This is a genomic window from Sphingomonas xinjiangensis (assembly GCF_014199255.1).
In the GTDB taxonomy this organism is placed as follows: Bacteria; Pseudomonadota; Alphaproteobacteria; order Sphingomonadales; family Sphingomonadaceae; genus Sphingomonas; species Sphingomonas xinjiangensis.
Genome location: NZ_JACIJF010000016.1, coordinates 32,501 through 55,408 on the forward strand (window position 1 = coordinate 32,501; position 22,908 = coordinate 55,408).

27 protein-coding genes are annotated in these 22,908 nt (G+C 61.7%); 20 read left to right on the forward strand and 7 right to left on the reverse strand.

Annotated features, from left to right (window positions below; genetic code table 11):
• Positions 1 to 158 precede the first annotated feature (158 nt).
• The 3 genes from FHT02_RS17570 to FHT02_RS17580 form a co-directional block, all read right to left on the reverse strand.
• Positions 159 to 893, reverse strand: a complete 735-nt coding sequence (locus FHT02_RS17570; protein ID WP_281393275.1) for a DUF6602 domain-containing protein — start codon at positions 891 to 893, stop codon at positions 159 to 161.
• A complete protein-coding gene (locus tag FHT02_RS17575; protein WP_184090776.1) occupies positions 872 to 1,633 on the reverse strand; it encodes a nucleotidyltransferase family protein in 762 nt (253 codons plus the stop codon). The genes FHT02_RS17570 and FHT02_RS17575 overlap by 22 nt, the downstream gene beginning before the upstream one ends.
• Positions 1,634 to 1,885: 252 nt before the next feature.
• A complete protein-coding gene (locus FHT02_RS17580) occupies positions 1,886 to 2,155 on the reverse strand; it encodes a hypothetical protein (RefSeq protein ID WP_184090779.1) in 270 nt (89 codons plus the stop codon).
• Between the two features lie 213 nt (positions 2,156 to 2,368).
• On the opposite strand from FHT02_RS17580, the gene FHT02_RS17585 reads away from it, so the two are divergent.
• From FHT02_RS17585 to FHT02_RS17595, 3 genes are read left to right on the forward strand one after another with little or no spacing between them, the layout of a single operon-like run.
• Positions 2,369 to 2,632, forward strand: a complete 264-nt coding sequence (locus FHT02_RS17585) for a hypothetical protein (RefSeq protein WP_184090784.1) — start codon at positions 2,369 to 2,371, stop codon at positions 2,630 to 2,632.
• A complete protein-coding gene (locus tag FHT02_RS17590; RefSeq protein ID WP_184090787.1) occupies positions 2,632 to 3,498 on the forward strand; it encodes a DUF7146 domain-containing protein in 867 nt (288 codons plus the stop codon). The genes FHT02_RS17585 and FHT02_RS17590 overlap by 1 nt, the downstream gene beginning before the upstream one ends.
• A 37-nt stretch (positions 3,499 to 3,535) precedes the next feature.
• Positions 3,536 to 7,762 carry a strawberry notch family protein gene (locus tag FHT02_RS17595; protein ID WP_184090789.1) on the forward strand — a complete coding sequence of 1,409 codons (4,227 nt, stop codon included), beginning with the start codon at positions 3,536 to 3,538 and terminating at the stop codon, positions 7,760 to 7,762.
• A gap of 12 nt (positions 7,763 to 7,774) precedes the next feature.
• Here the strand turns inward: FHT02_RS17595 and FHT02_RS17600 are convergent, their stop codons facing one another.
• On the reverse strand, positions 7,775 to 7,981 hold the full coding sequence (locus FHT02_RS17600; RefSeq protein ID WP_184090792.1) for a hypothetical protein: 207 nt from the start codon (positions 7,979 to 7,981) through the stop codon (positions 7,775 to 7,777).
• 227 nt (positions 7,982 to 8,208) lie between these two features.
• Here FHT02_RS17600 and FHT02_RS17605 point away from each other — a divergent pair, with 227 nt between their 5' ends.
• The gene (locus FHT02_RS17605) at positions 8,209 to 8,847 is read left to right on the forward strand and encodes a DUF2238 domain-containing protein (protein WP_221239547.1); all 639 of its coding nucleotides are present in this window, start codon (positions 8,209 to 8,211) and stop codon (positions 8,845 to 8,847) included.
• 7 nt (positions 8,848 to 8,854) lie between these two features.
• Here FHT02_RS17605 and FHT02_RS17610 read toward each other — a convergent pair whose 3' ends face one another.
• Positions 8,855 to 9,277, reverse strand: a complete 423-nt coding sequence (locus FHT02_RS17610) for a hypothetical protein (protein WP_184090795.1) — start codon at positions 9,275 to 9,277, stop codon at positions 8,855 to 8,857.
• Positions 9,278 to 9,432: 155 nt separating this feature from the next.
• Here FHT02_RS17610 and FHT02_RS17615 point away from each other — a divergent pair, with 155 nt between their 5' ends.
• The 12 genes from FHT02_RS17615 (at position 9,433) to FHT02_RS17670 (ending at position 19,529) form a co-directional block, all read left to right on the forward strand.
• Positions 9,433 to 11,709, forward strand: a complete 2,277-nt coding sequence (locus tag FHT02_RS17615; protein WP_246352498.1) for a ParB/RepB/Spo0J family partition protein — start codon at positions 9,433 to 9,435, stop codon at positions 11,707 to 11,709.
• A gap of 85 nt (positions 11,710 to 11,794) precedes the next feature.
• A complete protein-coding gene (locus FHT02_RS17620; RefSeq protein WP_184090798.1) occupies positions 11,795 to 12,700 on the forward strand; it encodes an ArdC family protein in 906 nt (301 codons plus the stop codon).
• Positions 12,701 to 12,715: 15 nt separating this feature from the next.
• Positions 12,716 to 13,336, forward strand: a complete 621-nt coding sequence (locus FHT02_RS17625; protein WP_184090801.1) for a DUF6927 domain-containing protein — start codon at positions 12,716 to 12,718, stop codon at positions 13,334 to 13,336.
• A gap of 49 nt (positions 13,337 to 13,385) precedes the next feature.
• Positions 13,386 to 13,922, forward strand: coding sequence for a thermonuclease family protein (locus FHT02_RS17630; RefSeq protein ID WP_343056988.1), 537 nt, complete (start codon positions 13,386 to 13,388; stop codon positions 13,920 to 13,922).
• 120 nt (positions 13,923 to 14,042) lie between these two features.
• The gene (locus FHT02_RS17635; RefSeq protein WP_184090807.1) at positions 14,043 to 14,690 is read left to right on the forward strand and encodes a hypothetical protein; all 648 of its coding nucleotides are present in this window, start codon (positions 14,043 to 14,045) and stop codon (positions 14,688 to 14,690) included.
• Between the two features lie 15 nt (positions 14,691 to 14,705).
• Positions 14,706 to 15,179, forward strand: coding sequence for a hypothetical protein (locus tag FHT02_RS17640; protein ID WP_221239548.1), 474 nt, complete (start codon positions 14,706 to 14,708; stop codon positions 15,177 to 15,179).
• Between the two features lie 170 nt (positions 15,180 to 15,349).
• Entirely contained in the window at positions 15,350 to 16,447 is a 1,098-nt protein-coding gene (locus tag FHT02_RS17645; protein ID WP_246352499.1) for a hypothetical protein, read from the forward strand.
• Between the two features lie 209 nt (positions 16,448 to 16,656).
• On the forward strand, positions 16,657 to 17,568 hold the full coding sequence (locus FHT02_RS17650; protein WP_184090815.1) for a hypothetical protein: 912 nt from the start codon (positions 16,657 to 16,659) through the stop codon (positions 17,566 to 17,568).
• Positions 17,565 to 17,924, forward strand: a complete 360-nt coding sequence (locus tag FHT02_RS17655; RefSeq protein ID WP_246352500.1) for a DUF3768 domain-containing protein — start codon at positions 17,565 to 17,567, stop codon at positions 17,922 to 17,924. The genes FHT02_RS17650 and FHT02_RS17655 overlap by 4 nt, the downstream gene beginning before the upstream one ends.
• Positions 17,925 to 17,948: 24 nt before the next feature.
• Positions 17,949 to 18,233, forward strand: a complete 285-nt coding sequence (locus FHT02_RS17660; RefSeq protein WP_184090818.1) for a hypothetical protein — start codon at positions 17,949 to 17,951, stop codon at positions 18,231 to 18,233.
• A 46-nt stretch (positions 18,234 to 18,279) separates the two neighbouring features.
• On the forward strand, positions 18,280 to 18,645 hold the full coding sequence (locus tag FHT02_RS17665; protein ID WP_184090820.1) for a hypothetical protein: 366 nt from the start codon (positions 18,280 to 18,282) through the stop codon (positions 18,643 to 18,645).
• 662 nt (positions 18,646 to 19,307) lie between these two features.
• Positions 19,308 to 19,529 carry a hypothetical protein gene (locus FHT02_RS17670; protein ID WP_184090822.1) on the forward strand — a complete coding sequence of 74 codons (222 nt, stop codon included), beginning with the start codon at positions 19,308 to 19,310 and terminating at the stop codon, positions 19,527 to 19,529.
• An 89-nt stretch (positions 19,530 to 19,618) separates the two neighbouring features.
• On the opposite strand, the gene FHT02_RS17675 is transcribed toward FHT02_RS17670, so the two are convergent.
• Positions 19,619 to 19,975 (reverse strand): hypothetical protein, encoded by a 357-nt coding sequence (locus FHT02_RS17675; protein WP_184090824.1) that lies wholly within the window; start codon positions 19,973 to 19,975, stop codon positions 19,619 to 19,621.
• A gap of 134 nt (positions 19,976 to 20,109) precedes the next feature.
• On the opposite strand from FHT02_RS17675, the gene FHT02_RS17680 reads away from it, so the two are divergent.
• The 3 genes from FHT02_RS17680 (at position 20,110) to FHT02_RS17690 (ending at position 22,041) form a co-directional block, all read left to right on the forward strand.
• Positions 20,110 to 20,616, forward strand: coding sequence for a hypothetical protein (locus tag FHT02_RS17680; RefSeq protein WP_184090826.1), 507 nt, complete (start codon positions 20,110 to 20,112; stop codon positions 20,614 to 20,616).
• Positions 20,617 to 20,776: 160 nt separating this feature from the next.
• The gene (locus FHT02_RS17685) at positions 20,777 to 21,028 is read left to right on the forward strand and encodes a hypothetical protein (RefSeq protein WP_246352501.1); all 252 of its coding nucleotides are present in this window, start codon (positions 20,777 to 20,779) and stop codon (positions 21,026 to 21,028) included.
• 32 nt (positions 21,029 to 21,060) lie between these two features.
• The gene (locus FHT02_RS17690; RefSeq protein ID WP_184090828.1) at positions 21,061 to 22,041 is read left to right on the forward strand and encodes a GGDEF domain-containing protein; all 981 of its coding nucleotides are present in this window, start codon (positions 21,061 to 21,063) and stop codon (positions 22,039 to 22,041) included.
• Positions 22,042 to 22,054: 13 nt separating this feature from the next.
• On the opposite strand, the gene FHT02_RS17695 is transcribed toward FHT02_RS17690, so the two are convergent.
• Positions 22,055 to 22,522, reverse strand: a complete 468-nt coding sequence (locus tag FHT02_RS17695; RefSeq protein ID WP_184090831.1) for a hypothetical protein — start codon at positions 22,520 to 22,522, stop codon at positions 22,055 to 22,057.
• A 143-nt stretch (positions 22,523 to 22,665) separates the two neighbouring features.
• Between FHT02_RS17695 and FHT02_RS17700 the strand changes: the two genes are divergently transcribed.
• Positions 22,666 to 22,881, forward strand: coding sequence for a hypothetical protein (locus tag FHT02_RS17700; protein ID WP_184090833.1), 216 nt, complete (start codon positions 22,666 to 22,668; stop codon positions 22,879 to 22,881).
• Positions 22,882 to 22,908 lie beyond the last annotated feature (27 nt).

Genomic DNA, 22,908 nt, shown 5'->3' on the forward strand with positions numbered 1-22,908 from the left:
TGCTCCGGTAGATCGGCTTCAGGTTTTTCTAACTTAGAAATTCGTCACAGAAAAAATGGAAACAGTCGCCGTCGCTGTAGGCCACAGACCATCTCGGGGACCGGTGAGAGGATGTTCTGAACCGCCCCTAGGCCTGAGCCTTTGCGGCGAGAGCGCGTTTAGATTGATGATGCGTAAGCGCGAACGTCGAGCGCCGGGGCTGTTCCGATCGCCTGAAGCTGCGCGATCAGCTCGAATAAAAACCGAGTGGCAGGCATCGTAACGGAATGAAGCTCGTACTCCGTGTCGCTGGTACGATTGAACCAGCCGGCGTCTGCCACACAGCCGATATCAAGAATGTCGTCAGCGCTGCCCCCCTGCAAATGGCCGCGCAGGGTTTCGCCCAAGGCAGGCTTCCATACGGAGCTGAGGGTAAGTATTCCGCCTAAGATATGGTGAAGTGGCTTCTGCCGCGACATTCCATCGATGGTCTGCGCTGGCAGGCTAGTCCGATGCAATCGGCGTACTGATGCAGCCTTGCTCTTTGCATAGCCGACATAATCGGCTGTTAGCTCCTGCTTCGCCTCAAATACTGCATAGACGCTTTCAGCCGGAACGACGTCGGTGCCCTTGAAGCTGAACACAAACGGCGAGTATTGCCGATCGTGAATGATGACATCGATCTGCTGGCTGAACTGACCTGCCGAATCGACCACAAATCCGGGTCGTGCTTCATACCGCTTCGGGAGATAGTGATTGAAAACCTCATTCCATGTCTTCTCACTAGCGTCGCCTTGTGCGGTAGGATGACCAAGCATCCTAGCGCTGGCCAACTCGCGTGCAATTTTCTCATGAAAATCGGCAAAGAGTTTTTCTAGTGACCATCCGGCGCTCATTGGAACACCACGTTCCAAGGGCTGTTCAATCCTGCCCTTGCTGTCTGCGAGACGTGAAACTTGTCGTTGGCATCAAGTGTCTCAGAAAGGGTGTTGTTAGTGTTGGCTGGGTCGATTAGCCTTCTTGTCGCCAGTGTATCGGCAGTCGCTCGCAGCACGGTAATTATGTTAGCCTCCAAGTTACCGATCCGAGCGCCGCGAAGCGCATCAATGACAAACATTTCGAGATAGAATGAAGGCCAGCTCAACCCATATCGGTTACGCCAAATCTTGATAAGCCGAATCTCATCGAGACGGCCTGAGCCGGACACAACCCGGCAATGCTCCTTTATGTTGGTCTGCAACCAACTCCCGGTCTTGTTACGCCACAGGCTATGATAATTTCCGTACTGGTCTTGCCTACGCCCTGGGGTCACATCGACTTTCCAGCCGCCAACACTCAGACCGATAGAAACATTTTGGCGTCTCGGCTGAAAACCCAAATTGGAGAACGCCGTAAAAAGCGTTTCATATATCGTCTTCAGCGGGTCCGGAACGGACGAGGATAGTGACACGAAAATGTCGATGTCGGTGCCGCCACCAACCGCGGTCCCTTTTGCGAACGAACCGCTTGGCCCGATGTCGACAATATACGGTCCGCCCCATTGGCGTATGGTCGGCTCAACAACCGACTGAACGCCACGAACCGGAGATAGGGCGCTGGTATCGATACGGTGCCGCGCCAACACCAACCGCAAATGTTCATCTATCGTCGCCATCGATAGCAATATGCCGATTATTGGCGAGGTCGCTAATCAAAACCAGACGTGCGGCTATTCCCAACCCGGACATTCCCGAAACTCGATCCCAATCGGTACCGTCGCGCTTAGCGTACGATTCCGAACATCCTCTAGCCAGCCCCCATAACAGCCTCTGAGCGGGGAGCCTGCACTCTCAGTAACCAGCTCGCGTCATTCCATTTCCAGTTATTTAGCGGGCATTTCCACTTTTTTAGCGGTCGGACCAAGGAATCAGGCCCAGCTCAGGGACGCCGCGAACGAACCAACAATGCCCAACGTCACGGGCGTCGACAGGAAGTAGAGCTTCTGCCAACGCCACCACGCCTTGGGAATGAAGAGTACGGCGCCCCGGACTGTGCCGATGTCCGTCCAGGCACGTTCTTTCCAAAGCCCATGAAGCGCCATCGAAACAGACAGCACCATCGCGATGGCGCAACAAAGCCCCGCAGCAACATAGATCGCAATCCAATTGCTGATTTCGATCGCCGTCAGGTGCGCCACAATGACCTCGCGTCTGAGACAAGTCGCATCACTAACAGGCGCGCCATGTCGAGAGTTCCTAAGCCCTTATAGTCGTTCCGCGGTTGGAACGGGTCAAACAATGCAAATGAGAGAGGAGAGGGAAAGGGATGACGAGCTGGCGCGGGAGAAATCCCGAGGCTGAGCCGATCCACAGGACGGATCACCGTCCCCGCACTGGGAAGGTCCTCGATCATGACCCGCATCGTACTTCTAATCAGGGATGCGAACGCACCGCTATCGGCAGAGGTTTACGAAAGCCACGATGCCGCCGTGAAGGCACTTGAAGAATATGTCGTCGCGAGACTGAACACCAACGGATCAGCGCATGCGTATCCGCAGGATGCTGTCACGACGTACTTCGCCTCGGAAGACACCGAGTACGCGATTATTGAAGTCGGTCGCGACGTTCCTCTCGGCCCCGTCGATGCTGGTGGCTTGTTCCGGGGGGTCAACTGATGGCCCTCCTCGCACGCTCCCCAAGCCAGTATCTGGTGAACTTAGTCGCCGCATTGGGTGGCAGATGGGACGGCCATGTCGCGATGTGCCGGTGCCCTGCTCACCAGGATCGCACCCCCAGCCTCTCGCTGCGCCAAGGCGATCGCGATATCCTCGTGACCTGCTTCGCCGGCTGCGACGCAGAAGACGTACTTCGCGAACTCGGTCGCATCCCGCTAAGCGGTGGACACCCCGTGCCGCGACCTCAAGCAGCGAGACAAGGCGGCACCGCGAACGTCGAGCGGATCTGGTCGGAAGCGATGCCCGTCGCAGGATCGCTCGCGGAGCGTTACCTTGAAAGGCGCCAGCTACTGCCACCGTCCAATGACCTGCGGTTCCACCCGCGATGCGCGCACGGACCCAAGCCGCACACAAAGTTCAAGCCAGCGCTGCTTGTCGGCGTTCGCGAACGCAACCGGCTGATTGCGATCCAGAGGATCTTCCTCGATCGCGAGACCGCCTACTATACCGAGAAGGTTACCCTCGGCCTCCTCGCCAGCGGTGCTTGGCAGGGCGGCGGATTGGCCGCGACGATCGGATGGGCAGAAGGCTTTGAGAGCGCGGCCGCGTATTCACGCCTGAAGGGGATCCCCTGCTGGTCACCCCTTGGTAGCCGCCGCTTCGATCTGGCGAGCATTCCCGATAGCGTCACCACGCTGGTCCTTGCTGGCGACAATGACGGCCCAGGGCGCTTAGCCGTCACGAAGGCTATTAAGCGGTACGTGTCCAACAAGCGGATCGTGCTCGTAGACTTCCCGCCTGAGGGGTTCAACGACTGGGCCGAGGTGCTCGAGGCGAAAGAGAGAGGAGAGGGAGTAGCGGGGTGAGGCTGCGCGTGGGTGTGGCCGAAGTCAGGAGACCCCCATGCTCGACCTCATCGACCTCGCCGCGCAGCCAGTGCCAGATCCCGCCGCAGCGATCGCCGATCTTCTAGCCGGCAGCGAAGCGATCACCCGCCAGGATCTGAACGCGGCAATGACCGCGGCTCTCGGTGGAACCGACGCGCAAGGCCTCTGGACGCAGCGCGACAGCTTCGAGGCAATGGAACGTGGACTTGCCCTCCACCTCCGGCGTCGGCCGTTCGCCCTGGAGCAACTGCAGGACGTCCGTCACGCGATCGCTCTCATGACCCGGCTGCCGACGCAGACGGTGCGCAGCGAAGAGCAGATCGACTATCAGCAGTTCTCAACGCCTGCCGACATCGCGGCGATCGCGGTGCTGTTGGCAGCCATCCAAAGCGATGACCTGGTGCTTGAACCAAGCGCCGGTAACGGCCTTTTGGTTGCGCAAAGTATCACGGGCGTTGCTCTGCATCTCAACGAACTAGACCCAAAGCGGCGCGACCGGCTCTCCGTCGCCTTCCCTGAGGCGCTTGTAACCGGGCACGACGGAGCAGGGCTGGTATCGCTCCACGCAGACCTTCCGCGACCGAGCGTGGTGCTGATGAACCCGCCGTTCTCGCGCAGCCTTGGCCGCGGCGCCGACGATCTGGCAGCCGCGCGTCATCTGCAGGCGGCAATCCGGCGTGTGCGCAAAGGCGGCCGTGTGGTTGCCATCATGCCAGACTGGTTCACCGACAGCGCGCGGCTTCGGGAAGCCTATGCCAAGGTCCTGACCGGCACCAGCGTTCGAACCTCGCTCCGCTTCGAGAGCTGCTACCGGAAGCAAGGCACGGACGTGGCTGTGCGCCTCTACGTGATCGACAAGCTTCCGGGACAGATCCGAACGGTGACGATCCAGCGGCCAAGCGTTGCTGCCTTCCTCGACGCGATCGAGATCCCAAGCCGAGCCGACCTCATTCCCGAGGGTGCTTCGCCGGCAATCGTGCCCACCCGCTCAATCGGGGCATCGCTGTTCGGCGCAGCACGGAGCGTGAAGCAGGCACCGGCCCGAAAGATCGATGCACCCAAGGCGAATGCCGTTTTGCCCGTCGGGTATCAAGCGCTCGACGCGCCGGCGCCGCTTGGCGATCAGGTCGGGATCTACCTGCCTTATCGGCCGAGCCGCATCCTCTTCGACACAGCCGGGGAGCATCCGACGTCGCTGGTGGAATCGGTGGCTATGGGATCGATCCCGATGCCGAAGCCAGGACATGTGCCCCAGCTTCCCGAGCGCACCGTCAGCGAGCGCCGCCTCTCGGCATCGCAGCTGGAAACGGTGGTCTATGCCGGTCACTCCTGGTCGCAGTATCTGCCGGGCAAGTTTGTACCCGCCGAGAAGGGTGTGGAGCTGAAGCTCGATGCTGAAGGCCGGGAGTACCGGATGGGCTTCTTCCTTGGCGACGGCACCGGAGCGGGGAAGGGGCGACAGATCGCTGCCTGCATCCTCGACCAGCGCCTCCAGGGACGCCGGCGTCACATCTGGATCAGCAAGAACGAGCCGCTGCTCGAAGATGCGCGGCGGGACTGGACGGCACTGGGCGGGCTTTCGGGCGACGTGCAGCCGATCTCCAATTGGAAGATCGACGAGAAGATCTCTCTGCCCGAGGGCATATTGTTCGTCACCTACCCGACGCTTCGCTCCAACCGTGGCGACGCAACCCGGCTTCAGCAGATCCTCGCCTGGGCTGGTGACGACTTCGACGGGGTTATCGCCTGCGACGAGGCACACGAGATGGGCGGCGTTGCCGGCGGCGAGGGTGCTCTTGGACCCAAAGAAGGCTCGCAGCAGGGCATATGCGGGGTGCTGCTCCAGAACCATCTTCCTGACGCGCGCGTGCTCTATGCGTCGGCAACCGGCGCCTCCGACGTCAACAACCTCGCCTATGCGGTTCGCCTTGGCCTGTGGGGACCTGAGACCGCCTTTGCCAATCGCGAGGCGTTCATCAGCAGCATTCGCCAAGGTGGCATCGCCGCGATGGAGCTGGTCGCCCGCGATCTCAAGGCGCTCGGCCTCTACATCGCCCGCGCACTCAGCTTCGCCGGCGTCGAGTACGAGGTGCTCCGGCATAGCCTGACGCCAGCGCAGATCGAGATCTACGACACCTACTCGCAGGCCTGGAGCGTCATCAACCGGAACATGGAGCGTGCGCTCGAGCTGACGGGCGTCGTTGACGCGCTCGAGAACAAGACGCTGAACAGCGGCGCCAAGGCCGCAGCACGCTCGCGGCTTGAATCGGCTAAGCAGCGCTTCTTCGGCCAGGTCCTGCTCAGCATGAAGATGCCAACCGTCATCCCGGAGGTGGAGCGCCACCTGAGGGAAGGGCAGTCGGTGGTGTTCCAACTCGTGACTACAGCCGAGGCGCTGCTCGATCGTCGGCTCAGCCAGATGACGGCCGAGGAGCGTGCCGATCCGGTGCTGGACCTCTCGCCCACGCAGATGTGCGTCGACTATCTCATGCGCGCCTTTCCGACCGCCCAGATGCAGGAGATGTCGGACTCCAACGGAAATCCGTTTTCGCAGCCCATGTTCGACGAGCACGGGGCCCCGGTCCACAACCCGGACGCCCTGGCTGCCCGCGACGAACTTGTTGAGCACATCTGCGCCTTGCCGCCGATCAAGACCGGGCTCGACGCGATCATCGATCACTTCGGTACCGACAAGGTGGCCGAGGTGACGGGACGCACGAAGCGGCTCGTCTCCACTGCAGAGGGTCGCCAGAAGGTCGAGACCCGCTCGCCCCGCATGAACCAGGTGGAAGCGGCCGCCTTCATGGCCGGCGAGAAGCGGATCCTGGTCTTCTCCGACGCCGGCGGTACCGGCAGGTCCTATCACGCAAGCCTCGATGCCCCGAACCAGCAGCAGCGGGTCCACTTCCTTCTGGAGCCCGGGTGGCGCGCTGATCGCGCGATCCAGGGGCTGGGGCGCACGCACAGGACCCATCAAGCCACTACGCCGCTGTTCAGGCCGGTGACGACAGACTGCAAGGGCGAGCTGCGCTTCACCTCGACGATCGCCCGCAGGCTCGACACGCTTGGCGCGCTTACACGCGGTCAGCGCCAGACCGGCGGTCAGAACCTGTTCGACCCAAAGGACAATCTGGAGAGCGACTATGCCAAGGACGCCCTCATCACCTGGTTTCACCTCCTGAACCGCGGGGCTCTCAAGAGCACCAGCTATGTCGACTTCTGCGCCCGCACCGGGCTTGAGCTCCGCGACAATGACGGTGTGCTGAAGGATGACCTCCCGCCAATCCAGCGCTGGCTCAATCGCCTGTTGGCGCTGCCGATCGGCATCCAGAACGCGATCTTTGAGGAGTTCCTCGCACTGGTGGAGGCCCGTGTCGAAGCCGCCCGCGAGGCCGGGACGCTCGACGTCGGCGTCGAGACGATCATAGCCGAGCATGCCGCCGTCATCGACGACACTCTGCTGCGCACTGATCCGCGCACCGGCGCAACGTCCCACCTTCTCACCATCGAAATCGCCCGCAAGAAGAACCCGATCGCGCTAGCCCGCGTGCTCAAATGGGCGGGAGAGGACGAAACCGCTGAGTTCGTGCTCAACAGCAAGTCAGGTCGCGTGGCGCTGCGCAGGCCTGCCATGTCGTGGATGAGCGACGACGGCGAGCCGATCGTTCGGCATGAACTGCAGCGTCCATGCCGGCGCGAGTTCATGCGCGAGCGCGACCTACTGGAGAGCGCATGGGAAGTGATCGATCGCGCCACGTTCGAGGCGAAGTGGATCGAGGAAGTCACCGAGGCCGAAGCGCAGCTCGACTATGAGACGGTGCGCCTCGCAACGGGTCTGTTGCTGCCGATCTGGTCCGCGCTTCCCGACGACCATCTTGCGGTCAACCGCATCGTCGACAAGGCCGGTAACTCGTGGCTCGGCCGCCTCGTCTTCGAGCAGCACGTCGTGAACCTCTACACCAAGCTTGGTATCGCCAAGAGCGAGGACATGCCGGCAGACGCGATCGTTCGGTCGGTTCTTTCGGGCAGAAGCGTCGACGTGACGCGGCCTTTCCCCATGACGATCCGGCGGGCGCTGGTGAACGGCAATCAGCGGATTGAGATCATCAACGCGCCGGCAGGACAGCTAGCCTGGTTCAAGTCGCTCGGCTGCTTCACCGAAATCGTCGCTTACAAGACCCGGCTCTTCTGCCCCGTCGGCGAGGCCGCAGAAGCGGTGCTCGCCAGCATCTTGAGAGTATGACCGGGACGGCTATCAGGTCAGACGTTGGCGCCGATCGGAAACAGGCTGTGCCTCGCTGCTAACCGCCTTGGCCTTGGCCTTCGCCGCGGTAGCGGCAATTACCGTCGCTGGGCGCTCGCTGAACCATTCTGGGCGTTCCAGCACGACCAGAAAGGCGAGGACCGACAAGCCAAAGCAGAAGTAGAACAGGGATGCTTTGAGACCTGGCATCGCGTTCATGTCACTATCACCATCGTTGCCTTGCGTGGCGCACACCCCGATCCGGAGCTGCGCGCAGACTTAGATAGGTGCTCTCGAACTACGTTCTCTAAACAGCTTGTAACGAATTTTTGCTGCGCCGCAGCACGTCAGCCTAACAGCGCTGTTGGCCGTGATTCCGAACATCAAATGTCCGTCGATTGCATCCTAAGCCTGGGCTGATACGGCCGCTCGAAGGGGGATCCATCATGGAAAATGCGCTGCGTTCACTCAACCGCCGGAAGCTGCTCCTGATCGTGACAGCCATTTGGCTTTCGTCTCTCGCCGCTTCGGGTTGGCAGCCCTACGATCGTGCCACTTGGTGGATGGAGGTCGCTCCCGTGCTCATAGCGCTACCAGTGCTGTGGCTGTCGGCTAACCGTTTCCCCCTCACCGATCTCGCACTTCTCTTGATCGCATTTCACGGCATCGTGCTGATCGTTGGCGGAGCGTACACCTACGCTCGTGTTCCGCTCGGTTTCGCCGTTCAGGACTGGCTCGAACTATCACGCAACCCTTACGATCGCTTCGGCCATTTCATGCAGGGCTTCGTACCTGCCATCGTCCTTCGCGAACTTTTCGTTCGCCTTGGCGGCATCGGGCCCGGCAAGCTTCTAACGGCGCTCGTTACGGCCTGTTGTTTAGCGGTAAGCGCTGCTTATGAGCTGATCGAGTTCGCGGCTGCCATGCTGCTCGGCCAGGGCGCAGACGAATTCCTGGGCACGCAGGGAGATGTCTGGGACACTCAGTGGGACATGCTGATGTGCCTAATCGGGGCAGTCACGGCACTCCTGGTCCTGACCGGCCTCCACGATCGGCAACTTCGTGCAATCGCCAGCGCACGATGAGCCGAGATCAGGGGTCGTTAGCAACAAACATGGCGTCCGCGACGTCATCACGGATGAGCAGCACCGGGTCGCAACCAGGAAGATCGTCGAAGCGAGGATCGTCCACCTCGACGTCTTCTAGTTCTTTCCAAAGCAAGGCCGGGTCGCCCTCCGGCAACGGCACCTCCGAGGCCCAATAGATGCTGCCATGGATGAGGTGTCGCTCATTCTCGAGCCGGCTCAACACCAACCGCGTTCCGGGTGACAGGTCGACGATGAGCTTTCCGTCCTCGATCTGAGACGGCTGCAAATCGATCACGCGGTTGTGAGGTCGCCGGAACGGCTCGTCCTCTACCAGCATCACCCACTTGCCAGCGGCAAGCGACCAATCCGGACCGGTGGACGGCAAGAAGCTAAACAGACTCGACATGCCGCTTATGTAGAACATCATGGGAACAAATAGGAGTCCCTGCGAGCCGATATGACTGCGATCACATCGCAATAAGGCCTTATTGCAAAGCGTTCGCAAACGATCAGAGGCAAAGAGAGAGGAGGGAGTGGAGGGAAGGTGTCCGGAAAAAGCCGGATACCAGAAGGAGTCCGACCATGACCAAGCCCATGATCCAGACTGTGAAGCTGGCCAAGCTGGCACTGTCTGAAATCAACGTCCGCACCCCCGGCAACGACTTGCTCGAGCAGCTCTCGGCCGACATCGACGCCCGCGGCGTCATCCAGAACCTCATCGTTACGCCTCAGAAGAAGCCGCGCGGCACCTTCGCCGTGATCGCCGGCAGCCGGCGCTATCGCGCGCTGATGCTCCTGGTCGAGCAGGGCAAGATTGCAGCGGCCGAGTACGACGTGCCGGTGATGGTGATCGAAGCCGACGAGGCAGCTTTGTCCGAGACCTCGCTCGCCGAAAACTTCCAGCACCTGGCAATGTCGCCGGCAGATGAATGCCGCGCCTTCCAGCACTTCATCGGCCAGGACGTCGACATCGACGGCGTTGCCAAGCGGTTCGGCCTTACGCGCAAGTTCGTCGAGGGGCGTCTGCGTCTCGCCTCGCTCGCCGAGCCCATCTTCCAGGCTCTGGCGGCAGGCGAAATCACCCTGGACGTCGCTAAGGCCTACGCTTCTACCGCGAGCCACGATCGCCAGCTGATGGTCTGGAACCAGTACGGCAAGGCTCAGCACTATGGCTCCGATACGATCCGGCGCGTCATCGCCAATGAGTCCATGAAGTCGACCGAGCCTGTCGCACTTCTCGTGGGTGCCGAGGCCTATGTCGCAGCTGGCGGCGTGATCGAAGCCGACCTGTTCAGCGACAATGGGGATCGTTGGCTCAACCGCGAGATCGCTGAGACGATCGCGGCCAAGCTTCTGGAAGACGAGGCCGGCAGGCTCGGCACCGAGCTTCGCCTGGCCTGGATCCGTCCCGTTGCGTCGACCAGCATCTGGGAAGCGGCTCGCACGCTCCACCGCGTGAACCTCCCCGAAGAGCCGATGAGCGAGGCCGAGCAGGCCCGGCTAAGCGAAATCAACGAGCGGCTCCAAGCGATGCAGGACGAGCCGGAGAACGAAGAGCTCGAGCCGGCTGCTTACGAGGCGCTCGAGGCCGAGTACGAGGCCCTGGACGAGGAACGTCAGTCCATCCTCGCGCGCCCCAAGATCCTGCCCGAGGAACTAAAGCCGCGTGTTGGCGCCTTCCTGACCCTCACCCAGCAGGGCGAGATGGTGCTCGACAAGACCTACTACAGCGAGACCCCGATCCGGGTGACGGCTATCGTCGAAGACGAGCCTGCGGATGATGCCGACGCAACCGGCGGCGCCGAACCACTCGACGATGGCGAGGATGGCGAAGGCGTGGTGGCAGCACCAGGCCGGGTGTCGGGCTGGCAGATCGAGGAAGGCCCAGCTCCGACGAGCGGCGGTTCTTCTGCGCCGGTGAAGACCACCGCTGCGGCGCCCGATGGCAAGGCGCTCAGCCAGGTGCTGTTCGACCAGCTGGCGATCCAGCGGCGCGACGTGCTTGGGGCTGCGCTGCTCAGCAACCCTGCGCTCGCGCTCGACTACATGCTGTTCGCGATGATCGACGATCGCGGCCACAACTATGACGGCAAGTCGGGCACGACCATTCGCGCTTCCCGTCCCGAGGACCCGATCCAAGCGACGAATATGCCGGCCTCGCGCGCTCGCGACTATATCGACGAGTTCGCCGAGGCGCTCAACGACACGTGGAAGGACGCCGGCAGCAAGACCGGACGGTTCGAGGCGTTCCGCGCGCTCGATGATGAAGCCAAGGCGCAGTGGATGGCCTGGGTTGTCGCGACTTCGCTCAATGCCAAGGACGAGTACGGCGCGCCGGCTCAGAACGCGATGCAGAACCGCCTTGCCAGCATCCTCGACATTGATGTCGCATCCTGGTGGCGGCCGACTTCGGTCAACTACTTCGACCGCGTGTCCAAGGGCGCGGTGCTGACGTTGCTCGACCAGATTGGCGGACCGGCTCTGTCGGGTCGACATGCCAGTCAGAAGAAGACTGAGATCTCGGCATCGTGCGAGAAGCTCTTTGCCGGCGATGTCATCATCGAGGCCGATGTGAAGGAAGCTGCGCTAGCCTGGGTGCCACCGGCGATGCAGTTCATCGAGACGGTGACCGCGCAAGCCGAGGCGCAGCTCGAAGAGCAGCCCGAGGCCGAAGGACAGGGCGATCTCGACCATGACAGTGATGATCTCGGCCTGTCCGTCACGGACGAGGATGAGCTGAACCCTGATGATGAGGATCTCTCGCTCAGTGTCGATGACCAGGAGGATGGTGTCGACGATCGTGAATACACCGAGGATCCGGGTGTGAACGACCACCTCGAACTCGTCGCCGCCGAATAGCTTCCAGCCTCCTTCTGGAACACCTGCATCGCCGGCGGCCTTGTCACCCGCCGGCGGTGCCTTTTTGCTTGGGAAGGACCGCGCCATGACGCGACCGATCACCGACATCGCCGGCGAGGTAACCCGGCTGATGGTCCGCAAGCTGGAACAGGGTGTCGTGCCCTGGCAGCGCCCTTGGGCGCTTACCGGCGAGGGAGGCCGGCCCCTTCGTCACGAAGGCACCCCCTACACCGGCATAAACTGCCCCTGGCTTTGGGCAATGGCGGACGCTCACGGCTATCGGAGCCGCTACTGGATGACAGCGCGGCAAGCCCAGGAGCTTGGCGGCTGCGTCCGCAGTGGAGCCACGCCCACGATCTCGATCTACGCGTCGACCTTCCGTAAGGCCGGAACATCTCCGCTGACCGGCGAGGCGACCTCCCGCATGATCCGGTTCCTGCGAAGCTACCTGGTCTACAATGCCGATGAGATCGACGGTTTGCCGCCTTGGTATTACCCCCGCGACATAGCTCCGACACCGCAGCTCATTTCGGAGCGGCAGGAGGCGATCAGCGCCTTCTTCGACCCTATCCCTGCCGAGGTTCGTCACGGTGGCGACCGAGCCTATTACGCGATCTTCCCCGATCGCATTCAGATGCCGAAGCCGGAGACGTTCCGCACGATCGATGCCTATTGGGGGTGTCGAGCGCATGAAACGGCCCATTGGTCGGGCGGACCGACGAGACTTGATCGCACATTCGGCAAGCGCCTCGGCGACAAGGCATACGCGGTCGAAGAACTCGTAGCCGAATTATCTAGCGCGATGGTCTGCGCCGAGCTGGGATTGCCCACCGAGCTTCACGAGAACCATGCCAGCTACATCGGGCATTGGATCGACGTCTTGAAAGCGGACAAGTCTGCGATCTTTTTGGCGTCGAGCAAGGCCGAGCAGGCTGTCACCTTCCTTCGCAATTTTGGCGCAGCGCGTGAGGCGCTGGCGACCGCCGCCTAACTTCAGGAGAGCAACATGGGATGGCTATTCATGTCCCGCTTCAGCATGGGCGGACACGCCACGCCGAAAGCGTATCTCGATGACCAGTTCACCTATCACCGCGATCTTGGCGCAGGCCAAAGCCATGGAATGAAGGTCTTGGCCTCATCCTGCCTCAACAATCGGGTCTGGTACGCCGCAGCCCAGGTCATCAAGAACGGGAAGCAGGGCGACATTGTAGCCCTTGTCTGCCTGGTGCGCTGGAACCCCAAGGCTCGATCAGGTGAGCACTTTGGGTTTAAGGACATGGATGAAACCGTCGGACCGTGCGAGGCCGAGTGCCCCGAGCGGATCTTGGATCTGCTGACGCCGACCAACTACCCTCATGCGATTGAATGGCGGGCCAGGTGCCGGGCCAATCTTGCGCTGCGCCGGCGCGAGTTGAAGGACGGCATGCGGATCAAGCTCGCTTCGCCACTTACGTTCATCGATGGGTATGAAGGTGATGAGTTCACCGTTGCGAAGATCGGTGGAAAGCTGCGCTTCCGCCGTCCCGATGGACACGGACCTTATTCCATCCGGGGCGTCCGCCAGCTTCAATGGAGCGCGATCGCCGAAACGAAGGTCCACAAGACCGTCTTCACACGCGCCCAATGAGCTAGAACAGTGAGGCTATATGAACACCCAACGACGAGCGGCTATTCGCGTGGCCGCGGCCCTCCTCGCTTTGGCAACGAGCGCCTGCGACGCCCGCCTTCCCGAAGCACTTGCAGGCTCATTCGGAGACACCGACCACTTCAAGGCGAAGGCCCGCGCGATCGACGGCGACACCGTGTCGATCGACTTCCGCCTGTTTGGAGCCGATGCCGTTGAACGCCGCGCCATGTGCGAGCGTGACGGATCCTGCTGGCCGTGCGGCAAGGCCGCCCAGGACTATGCCTCCCGCTTCCTCAAGCGAGGCACCGCGACGATCCACCTCACAGGCGACCAGAGCTATGGCCGACCTGTCGCGAGTGTGTCGGTCGACGGCCAGGACATGGGCGAAGCGATGATCTCTGCAGGCTTCGCCGTACCTGCGACATCATTCCTCAAGAACGACCCTGAGAGGGCACGAGCCTACGAGGCCGCATATGAAAAGGCGGGCGCGAAGCACCTGGGCGTTCATGCTGGCACCTTCATCGAGCCTAGCCGCTGGCGAAAAGACGAGCGGCTAGCATGCGAGCGCAAAGGCCAGAGGCGATAACGCATGCCGCCCATTTGCATCGCAAATGGATGTTAAAGCGCGATGCTTCCGAGGTGAAAGAGGAGAGAGGGGCGAGAGCGGGAGAGCGCGATTGGGCGCTCGAAACCCGGAGCACCGCTCATGTCGTTCGACGTCGCTTTCCGCCACCAGCAGGCCCTCGATCCTAGCGCACTGATCACCATCGGCACGACCCTTCATGCCCTTTCCAAGGCAATGGAGGATTGCCGCAACGCCGGCTTGGACGCGGAGACCGATCCGGCTGTCGTCATGCTCGCGCGCCACTTCTCGTCGGTTTGCGCCACCCGCCCCGATGAAACGCAGCTGCGCGCATCGTGCATGACCCGGATCAACGATCTCCGGCGCAGCCCAGTTCTGGCGACGCTCGCGGTTCGCGGTGTCAGCTATGACGAACCCGCCAAGGCGCTCTTCCACAATGAAGGCCTCAAAGCCATGCGCCGGCTCGCCAAAGTGATGGGCCTGGCATCGGGAACCTACGATGTTCGCTCCAACAAGGGCGGCATTGCCGTCTCGGGCGAGATCACACTCCACGCCGAGCAATTCTACATCCAGCTGAGCCTCGGGCTGTGCGGCATGGACAAGGAGGTCCTGTTCAGGACCTGCCGAGGCCGGACCGACTATACCGGCGGCCGCAACCACTTCGCCGGTGTGAATGACCTGCTCGATACCGATCGGTTCGCCTCGCGCCTCGTGCATGAGCTGCAGCTCGACATTGCGCTGCCCGACCGCGCCGAACCCCTCTTCGCCTGACCGGGAGTGTCCGACATGACCGAGCCGTTGAAACCGCAGCAGGCGCTCGCCCGTCGCATCCAGGACGAGTACGAAGCCGCTTACCGTCGTCTGAAGCTGATCGATGGGCCCGATCGGCATAGCTGGAAGCAAGATCCCCGCGCTCTTTCCTGGTGGACGAGTGACGTGCTGCGATCGGTGAGCTTTGGGGCACCGATCCTCCTCGAGCTGACAAATCGTCACGAAGAGGATCCGACCCAGCTGTTCATCGAGGTGCGGCTGTTCTGGCGCGCCTGCGGGGAGAACCGCAGCGATACTGGCGTGTACGCAATGCTCAGGTGCGAAGTGGGACGGCGGTTGAGACACCAAGCCCACTCGCTTTTGCCCGCCTCGATGTCGCACCTCGCCGCGGCAGACATGCCACTTCTGATCGCGAGAGCGACGCCGCTCATCGATCGAGCGATTGGTGAGCACGCGCGACAGGAACGCGACCGCTACCGGAGGGACTAGCGATGGACGCTCAGCCCTTTTGCGTCACAGATCCGGCCACATGGCTCACGCGAGGCCGGTCAGCGGATCACGCGCGAGCCTTGGCTCGGATCTGGACGGAATTCCCCGACCTACCGCCGAGCGCCGCAGCCGAGGACCGCATGGCGCGCATACGCGAGCGTGCCTGCGCGATGCGGCCGCTCAACGAGGAGATCCAGGCAAGGTCAGAGCGGGAGCGGCGTGCCCGCAACTTCGCCTTTGTTGAGGCGAAAGCGACCTCAGGTTCGATCGATGCGCGCGACCTCGCAATCCTGCGAGGTCGCGACGCGCACGGCTATGACTGGGACGAAGCCCTACGCTACGCCGATGGATGGTACGCTGCACACGCAGGTTGGCCACACCGCGAGCAAGTGAGTTTCCGGGAAGCCTACGACCGAGGGTTTCGCGAAGGCGGCGGCGACATTGGCGACTTGTTTGATGCAGCTCGCCGGTCCTTCACGGCTGCGGTGCGAGGGAGCAATCAGCCACAGTGCGCCCCGACGGAGATCTCGGCACGACCGCTGCCGAGCAGCTGGCCAAAGCCTACCGATCAGCCACGGCCGACACGCTGGTCAAACCGGCTCATCATGCTCACGGACGATGACGTGAAGGCAGTCGGCGCGGGCGGCACCGGATTTCTTAGCGAGGTCCTGAACACCCGCGCGGCTGCCGATATGTCGATCATTGTGCTGAGCCTGGCCTTGGGCTTCCTCGACGTGAGCGAGGCACAGGGACAATCGGCGGCCGCGCTCAGAGCCGTTGATCGAGACGAGCACCTGCGACAACTCAGGCAGCTGCTGCACGGCCGCGAGGTCGAGGACATCCTCACGACGGCACAAGGCGACTATCTGCGCATCCTGGATCTTGCGAGCGCTGCACTGCCGCTGGCGCGGACGCAGGAGCGCACCCGCAACACGCTTCTACAGCAACGCACGCATCTGCGGATTTGGCTCGACCGTGGTCTTGCTGAAGGCGAGAACGTCGGGGCGGGTCATATCCGCTGGAGCAAGTTGGCGAAGGGCCTGACCGGGAAGCTCGCCGAGTTCACCGTCCGTTATTCCGGCCCTGCCGCATCACGCGGCCACCTGATCCTGGTTGAGCTGCCCGACGGCGCGCCGGCAGATGGCTTTGTTGGCAGCGATGGTCAGATCCTCGATCCGGCGATCGTCATCAGCAACAAGGCCCGCCTGCGGCAGGAGATGGCGAAGGCCCTCCGCACCTTTGGCGGGGCGACACGCCTCGCCACATGACGTCGCAAAAAGAAGGCCCGACAGCAGGGCTGCCAGGCCTTCAGGTAAAAAGGTTCACCGAAAACGAGTGAACCCCTCGGGTCGCGGCGCTCCCCTAGGCGACCTCCCGCCGTCCCGCTTGAACAGATTCGACACGAGGCCCGGAAAAGAGGGGAGGGGGAGGGCGCGGGCAGCGCTGGTGATCTTGTCAGCCTAGCAGGAGCCTGCTCATGATCCGTAATCGCCCTCCGACCGTGCTCGCCTACGGCGTTGGCGTCGACAGCACCGCATTGTTGATCGAGCTAGTCGCGCGGGGTGAAGCCCCCGATCTGGTGCTGACTGCCGACACCGGCGTCGAGAACCCGCTTACCTACGCCTATCTGGACATCATCCGACCATGGATGGCCGCTCACGGTATCCAGTTTGAGATCGTCAGCTACGCGCCCAAGCGGTTCAAGCATTGGCCGCCCTACTACTCACTCCTCGAGATGTGCCTCACCAACGCGACGGTGCCGAGCAAGAGCCTGGGCGGATCGAGCTGCAGCCTGAAGTACAAGAAAGCCCCGCAGGACGCTTTCTTGCGGAATTGGCAACCGGCGATCGATGCTTGGGCCCGTGGGGAGAAGGTTGTCCGCTTGATCGGCTTCGATGCCGGCAAACAGGACACGCGCCGGTACCAGCATGCCGTCACGATTCACGATCCGCACTACGACTATGACTACCCATTGCGGCGCTGGGGCTGGAACCGAGACCGCTGCAAAGCTCGGATCGAGGCCGAAGGGCTTCCAGTGCCGCCGAAGTCTTCCTGCTTCATCTGCATCGGCATGACACCGGAAGAGGTCCGTGCCCTGCCACCATGGTGCTTCCGCATGATCGTGCTTGTGGAGGCACGCGCGGCACCCAGGCTCCATACTGCCGAAGGGCTCTGGCGACGCAGCACGCGCTTTCGGCCAGGCTCGATGACCGAGTTCATCCGCCACGAGAACCTGCTTCCTGAGGCTGAGATCGAGACGATCATCGCTCAGGCTCCAACCCAACTAATCGAGTTTCAGGCCGCCGCCGCACGGCTCCCGCTCGAAAACCGCCCAACGATGAAAGACTGGCTCGAGCGCTTCAACGCAGGCCTGCTGGAGGCAGCATGAACACGACAGCACCTTGCCGCATCACCCTGATCGCGAACCTCAATGACCGATGCCGGGTGGGATTAGATCGAACCTCCAAGACGATGTTCACCCAGAACTGTCTTGCGAGCATTGGCGGCGGCGATACTGTCACCGGCTTGATCGCCGGCGCCAACCTGCTGAAGGCGATCCGCCGCTACGAGTTCAAGCCAGGGGACGGCCCTGAGCGCGACTACGGCTCACTAGAGTTCGCGGGCGAACGGATCTGCTTCAAAATCGATTATTATGATCCGGCATTGGAGTATGGCTCGGAAGATCCCGCCGACGCTTCAGTCACGCGCCGCGTGATGACTATCATGCTGGTGAGTGACTATTGAGTCTGACGTTTGGGAGGGAGCACCATGAGCCGATACAAGCTTGAGCCGAGGGCCGACCGAAACGACGTGGACCATGCCATTGTCGGATGGGATCGACCGCTGGAGACGTTCTTCGCACAGGTGTTCAGCACAGCGTCTCCCGATGAGGATCCGATCGTGTGGGTTGGCGCAGACTATGGGGAGCTCCGCACCCCTGAAGCGGCGATCGCTGTGGTGGAGCCGTTCGCGACCATACCGGAGGGAACGCGCGCAAAGCTGCTTCAAGATTATGCCGATGGACCCTCAAGGCCACCTAGTCGGCAAATCTAAGCAACCCTCACCACCCTCTGCACGAGCCCACTAAGGACGATCAGTGATGTACTTTCTGATGATGATCCCAGCGGTCCTCGGCCTTGGAGGCGTTCCTGCACAAGCAACCAAGACGTTTAACGTCGCTGGGCAGAAGCTTGAGGGTAAAGACAAGACGGTGTGCACCATCCGCGGCACCTGGAGTGACGGCGAGCCGTTCATGTATGTCGCATGGGACAAGTGCTCCGAGATGCGAGTGGAGCGCGGCGAGACCAAGCCGACCCAGGAGACGATTGAGCAGGTGCATGGCACCGAGCAGACCTTCGTCGTTCCCGCAGGTGCCGATCGGCTGCTAATCTCCAACGACTACAGCCGCGTTTTAGTGTTCAGAGCAGCTTCGGGCGAGCCCGAAGAAATCCTGATTTCGGACTGAGGCATCAACTCGCCACGAGTTCCTGGATGCGCGTGTCGCTTTATTGTGACTCGATGTTCCGCTTTGCGTGTCGCTTAAACCACGCGAACCATAGCGTCGCGAGCACCAAGAAGGAGGCGATTCCTCGGCCAGCAATTTCCACTTCGGACGGGTCAGGTGAACCTCGAATGATAGTACCGCCGCCCAGCATCATTCCAGCGGCCAAACAGAAACCCACGATCTTTGTGTCTAGCGTGGGCGCGAACTTGGACGTCACGTAGCGCCCCGCGAAAGCGACCAATAGGACGCTTAACGACCCTCCCGCCATTCCAGTCAGGAAGTCGTGCACTGATATATTCGTCAGCATAGCTTACACGATGACCCTAGACATTGACGCTCGCAAGCAGAACGTTTGAAGTACTTTGCACCGCATCGTGCCGGCGCTGCCGGCAGATCGGCTTTGCCGATCGGGCTGATCCACCGTCCGTGGTGGTTTTTCTCTCTATTGAATGTGGCAGTTTGGCATGGGTGCGCGCTGCCTATCAAGGATGAGCGGTTCCCCCAATTTGCTGCGCAAATCGGCTCCCCCACTCCCCGCTGGCGCGGCCGCTTCGCGGTCCCTGACAGCCAGCGCCGGAGCCCATGCCGTGTGTTCACCTCCAATCATCGAGAAGGAGAACCGAATGCACATCGCATTGTTTAAAGCCCTGAAGTCCCTTAACTTGAGCGACGATCAGGCAACCGAGGTTGTGAAGGCATTTGAGGAGTATCTGGCAGTGAAAATCAAGGAAGCGAACGCAGGCGTAGAAGCCCAGCTAAAGGCGCAGACTTGGGTCATCGCCTCGGTAGGCTTCATCCTCGCAGCGATCGGCCTCGCGCCAGCGTTTCTGAAGCTGTTCAGCTGAACAAAGGGGGAGGCTTCGGCCTCTCCCTTTTTCTATGTGAATGCCAATCTGAACCTCCAACGCCATCCAGCACGCTTATTGGCTCACCATCACGCTGGACAGCGCACAAGGCTCTCGGTGTCAGATGCGCCGAACAAGCGACTACCGTCGCTTGAAAGGCGAAGCTTGCCGCTAGACGTGTCCTCACCGTCAGCCCAGATCAACTTGCCGGTGTACGTCAGGCTATCGCCTCTCACCTGGACCTGCTGCAGCTCCATGGTTTCTTCGTAATAGGTGATCGAAGAGGCCCGGACCGTGAGTCCTGACACATTCTCGCCGCCGCGCGAGTTGCAGTCCGTCAGAACACGGGCCCATTCGCCATGGAACTTGGACGGGAACGTTGGCCCTGCCGCGTTTGCCGATGGTGTAAGGAAGGCTGCAACCAGCGTGATGATGGAATGAAGCATGTCGAACCCCAAGGTCTGTAGAAGATCTTGATCGATGCATGAGCGCAACGACATCTCAGCGTCGCGTACACGACTTTAGCGACGGAGTGGAGGGGGAGGGGATGGCCGGATCATGGTGATCCGGGAGAAGCCCAATGCCCTGTGTTATCGACATCGGCGGCGCGCCAGCGAGCGAACCCTGCGCGCAACTTGGCCAAACACCGGATTTCGAGCGGATCAACAAGCTGGAGGTCGCAGCATATCGTGCCGCGATCATCGCGCAGTACGGTTCGCCGCCGGCGGGCTGCGCTCTGGTAGAGCTGCGAAACCCTCACGACTTTGGGACCTACTTCACGCTTGGCGTTCGCGTTGATGACGATGACGCGAGCATCGGCGCTGCAGCCGACTATCTGAACGTTGTCGAGGAAGGGCTAGGCACCTGGCTCGAGGCGGGCTTCTCGCCTCCGGTCACCTATGGTGAGGACGGCGAGCCCAAGGACGTGCGGAAGCTCCAGGACATCATCATCAGTGCCTTGCTTATCACTCGGCCTGGACGTGACGGGCGCTTCGCCCTCGCGGACTTCCAGAAACTGCACGGCAATCTGACAAGCGCCTACCCAGCTGAAGCTTGTGCGGCATTGGAGCTGCTCCGGCCCTCTTGACCAGCCTTCCCGCTACCCGGGTAATCGTACTCGAAAGCACGAACTTGCGACGCGAGGTGCAGAAAGCAGATGGGGCCGGAAGCCACGGCAGTGCTTCCGACCCCATCCATCCAAAGAGCCCTCGGTATGCGAAGGTTCAACAACGAACGCTGAGCGCTCGATGATGTTCATCACCTACCCCAGCCTACCTTTCAATCTCATTGATGAGGACCCCCGTATGAGCAGCATATTGCCCTCTCCGCGCCGCGCGTGCCTTGCTTCCCTGGAGAACGCCTACGCCGTCGCAGTGAGGATCCGCGAGGCCAGCGGTGTCGATCAGTTCGTCGTCGGAACTGGCAATCCGATGCAGCCTTTCCGCGTTGCAGCAGAAAGGCCCGCCGCACCCGAAATGGTTCTGGCCCTCGTAGCCTGATCTGAAGCGTCGTTCGAAACCGGAGTGAAGCCATGAATGAGAAGACCGACGCACCAGGGGTGCAGGTGCTGCGCTTCCTCGACGACCACGAGCTGGAGCACACGCCAGCCCACTATACATTCGCGCACCGCCACCTGTTCGGGGATGAGGCGAGTTTCTCGTCCAAGGTCCATGACCTGATCGACCGCCGAACGCGGATCAGCGCTGAAGACCTCGCGAGTTTCGCCAATGAGGCTCCCTCATCGGAAATCCCGCTTGGTCAGCTTATACCGAAGCTCGATCAGGTCACGCTGCGGCTGCTCGACATCATCCGCGGTACGCTCGACGCTACCTCGCTGCTCAACCGCAACCTGGTGCAGGCATCGGCTTCGCTACTCGACGCCCCGGATCTGAACACGCGCGCGATCGTCGCAGCGATGATCCTCCAGACCGCAGAGGCTGAGAAGAAGCTGGAAGAGGCGATCCGCCACACACAGGCGCTCCGCGATGAGCTTAGCTCCATCGGGCGGGGAGAGAACCGCGATCCCATCACCGGACTATACAACCGGGAAGGCACCGAGCGGAACCTTGCTGCAGCGGCCGAGGGAAGCTGCTGCGCGGCTCTGGTCGACATCGATCACTTCCGCCAGCTCAATGACGTCCATGGCAGCGGCGTCGGCGATCGTGTCCTCAAGTTGCTTGCGACAACACTCGAAGATTGCTGTGCGCCGCACCTAGTGGGGCGCTGGGGCGGCGAAGAGTTTCTCATCATCCTGGAGGGCACTGCAATCGGCAGCGCTGCGGCACTTATCGAGAAAGCCCGCGCTACCCTCACCGCTAAGCGGCTCCGCGTGCGCGACAGCGATCAGCCGCTAGGTACGATCAGCTTCTCAGCCGGCGTGGTGGCCTCGCGCGGACGATCCCCTGCTGAGATCATCGAAGCCGCTGAGACCCTTCTTCAGCGCGCGAAGCGCAACGGCCGTAACCAGGTGTTGAGCGAAACCAACTTGGTAGGGCTGGACGGCGCGCCGTAGCGCGCCCTCCCTCCTACTTGCCGCGCGAGAACGCCTTCGACACCATCAGCGCTGCCGCCGTTGGCCGCTCCGCCATCTGGTCCTGGGTGTAGTAGGTCACGCCCACCACCTTCGAAGCTTCCTTGAACATCGCCGCGCGCCGGTAGGCGAGCGAACGAAGCCAGATCAGATCGGCCACGGCCTGTCCGATATGCTGGTCACGGACCAGGTGCCAGATCCGCATCTGGAACGGGTTCTTGCTGTCGAGGATGTCCTCCATCTCCAGATACCCCTCGCCGTACCGCTCACCGCGCACACTGTCCGCCTGCAGATCGGCAAGCGCCTCCAGAAGCTGACCCACCGCGTAGAAGCCGGTGTCCAGCTCGACGCCAATCGACGCGCCCGCCAGCAGCCGGCGCGACAACGGCAACCCACGATCTTCGAACGCATCCCGGAGGATCAAGTCGAAGTCGAAATCACGCAGTGCAGCTTCAATCTTCATCGTCGCGCTCCTCTCGTCCAATGGATGCGAAGGCTAGAACAAAGCGCGAACGTCAACAACCCCTAATCGCGCAGCAAGCCCACAGTATTTGGTCGTGCTTTTCTGCGCGGTCAGGCCATCCACCCTTCGAAAGGAGCAGCGACATGCCCCTGGTCACCGTGCACACCTCCCTCTCATTTGACCCCATCATCAAATCGCATCCTCACCGACTTTCGGCAGAGGCGCACATGATAAAGGTGCTCCGCGAATACGGAGATTGGCCACAAGACGCCGCTGTGGACGCTGCGCGGGCAGGTAAGCCCGTCCTGGTTCGCGACGGCGGCGACGACGAGGTGATCGGCATCGACGACATCGGCTAGGTGATTTGAACGCAAGAAAGCGTATGA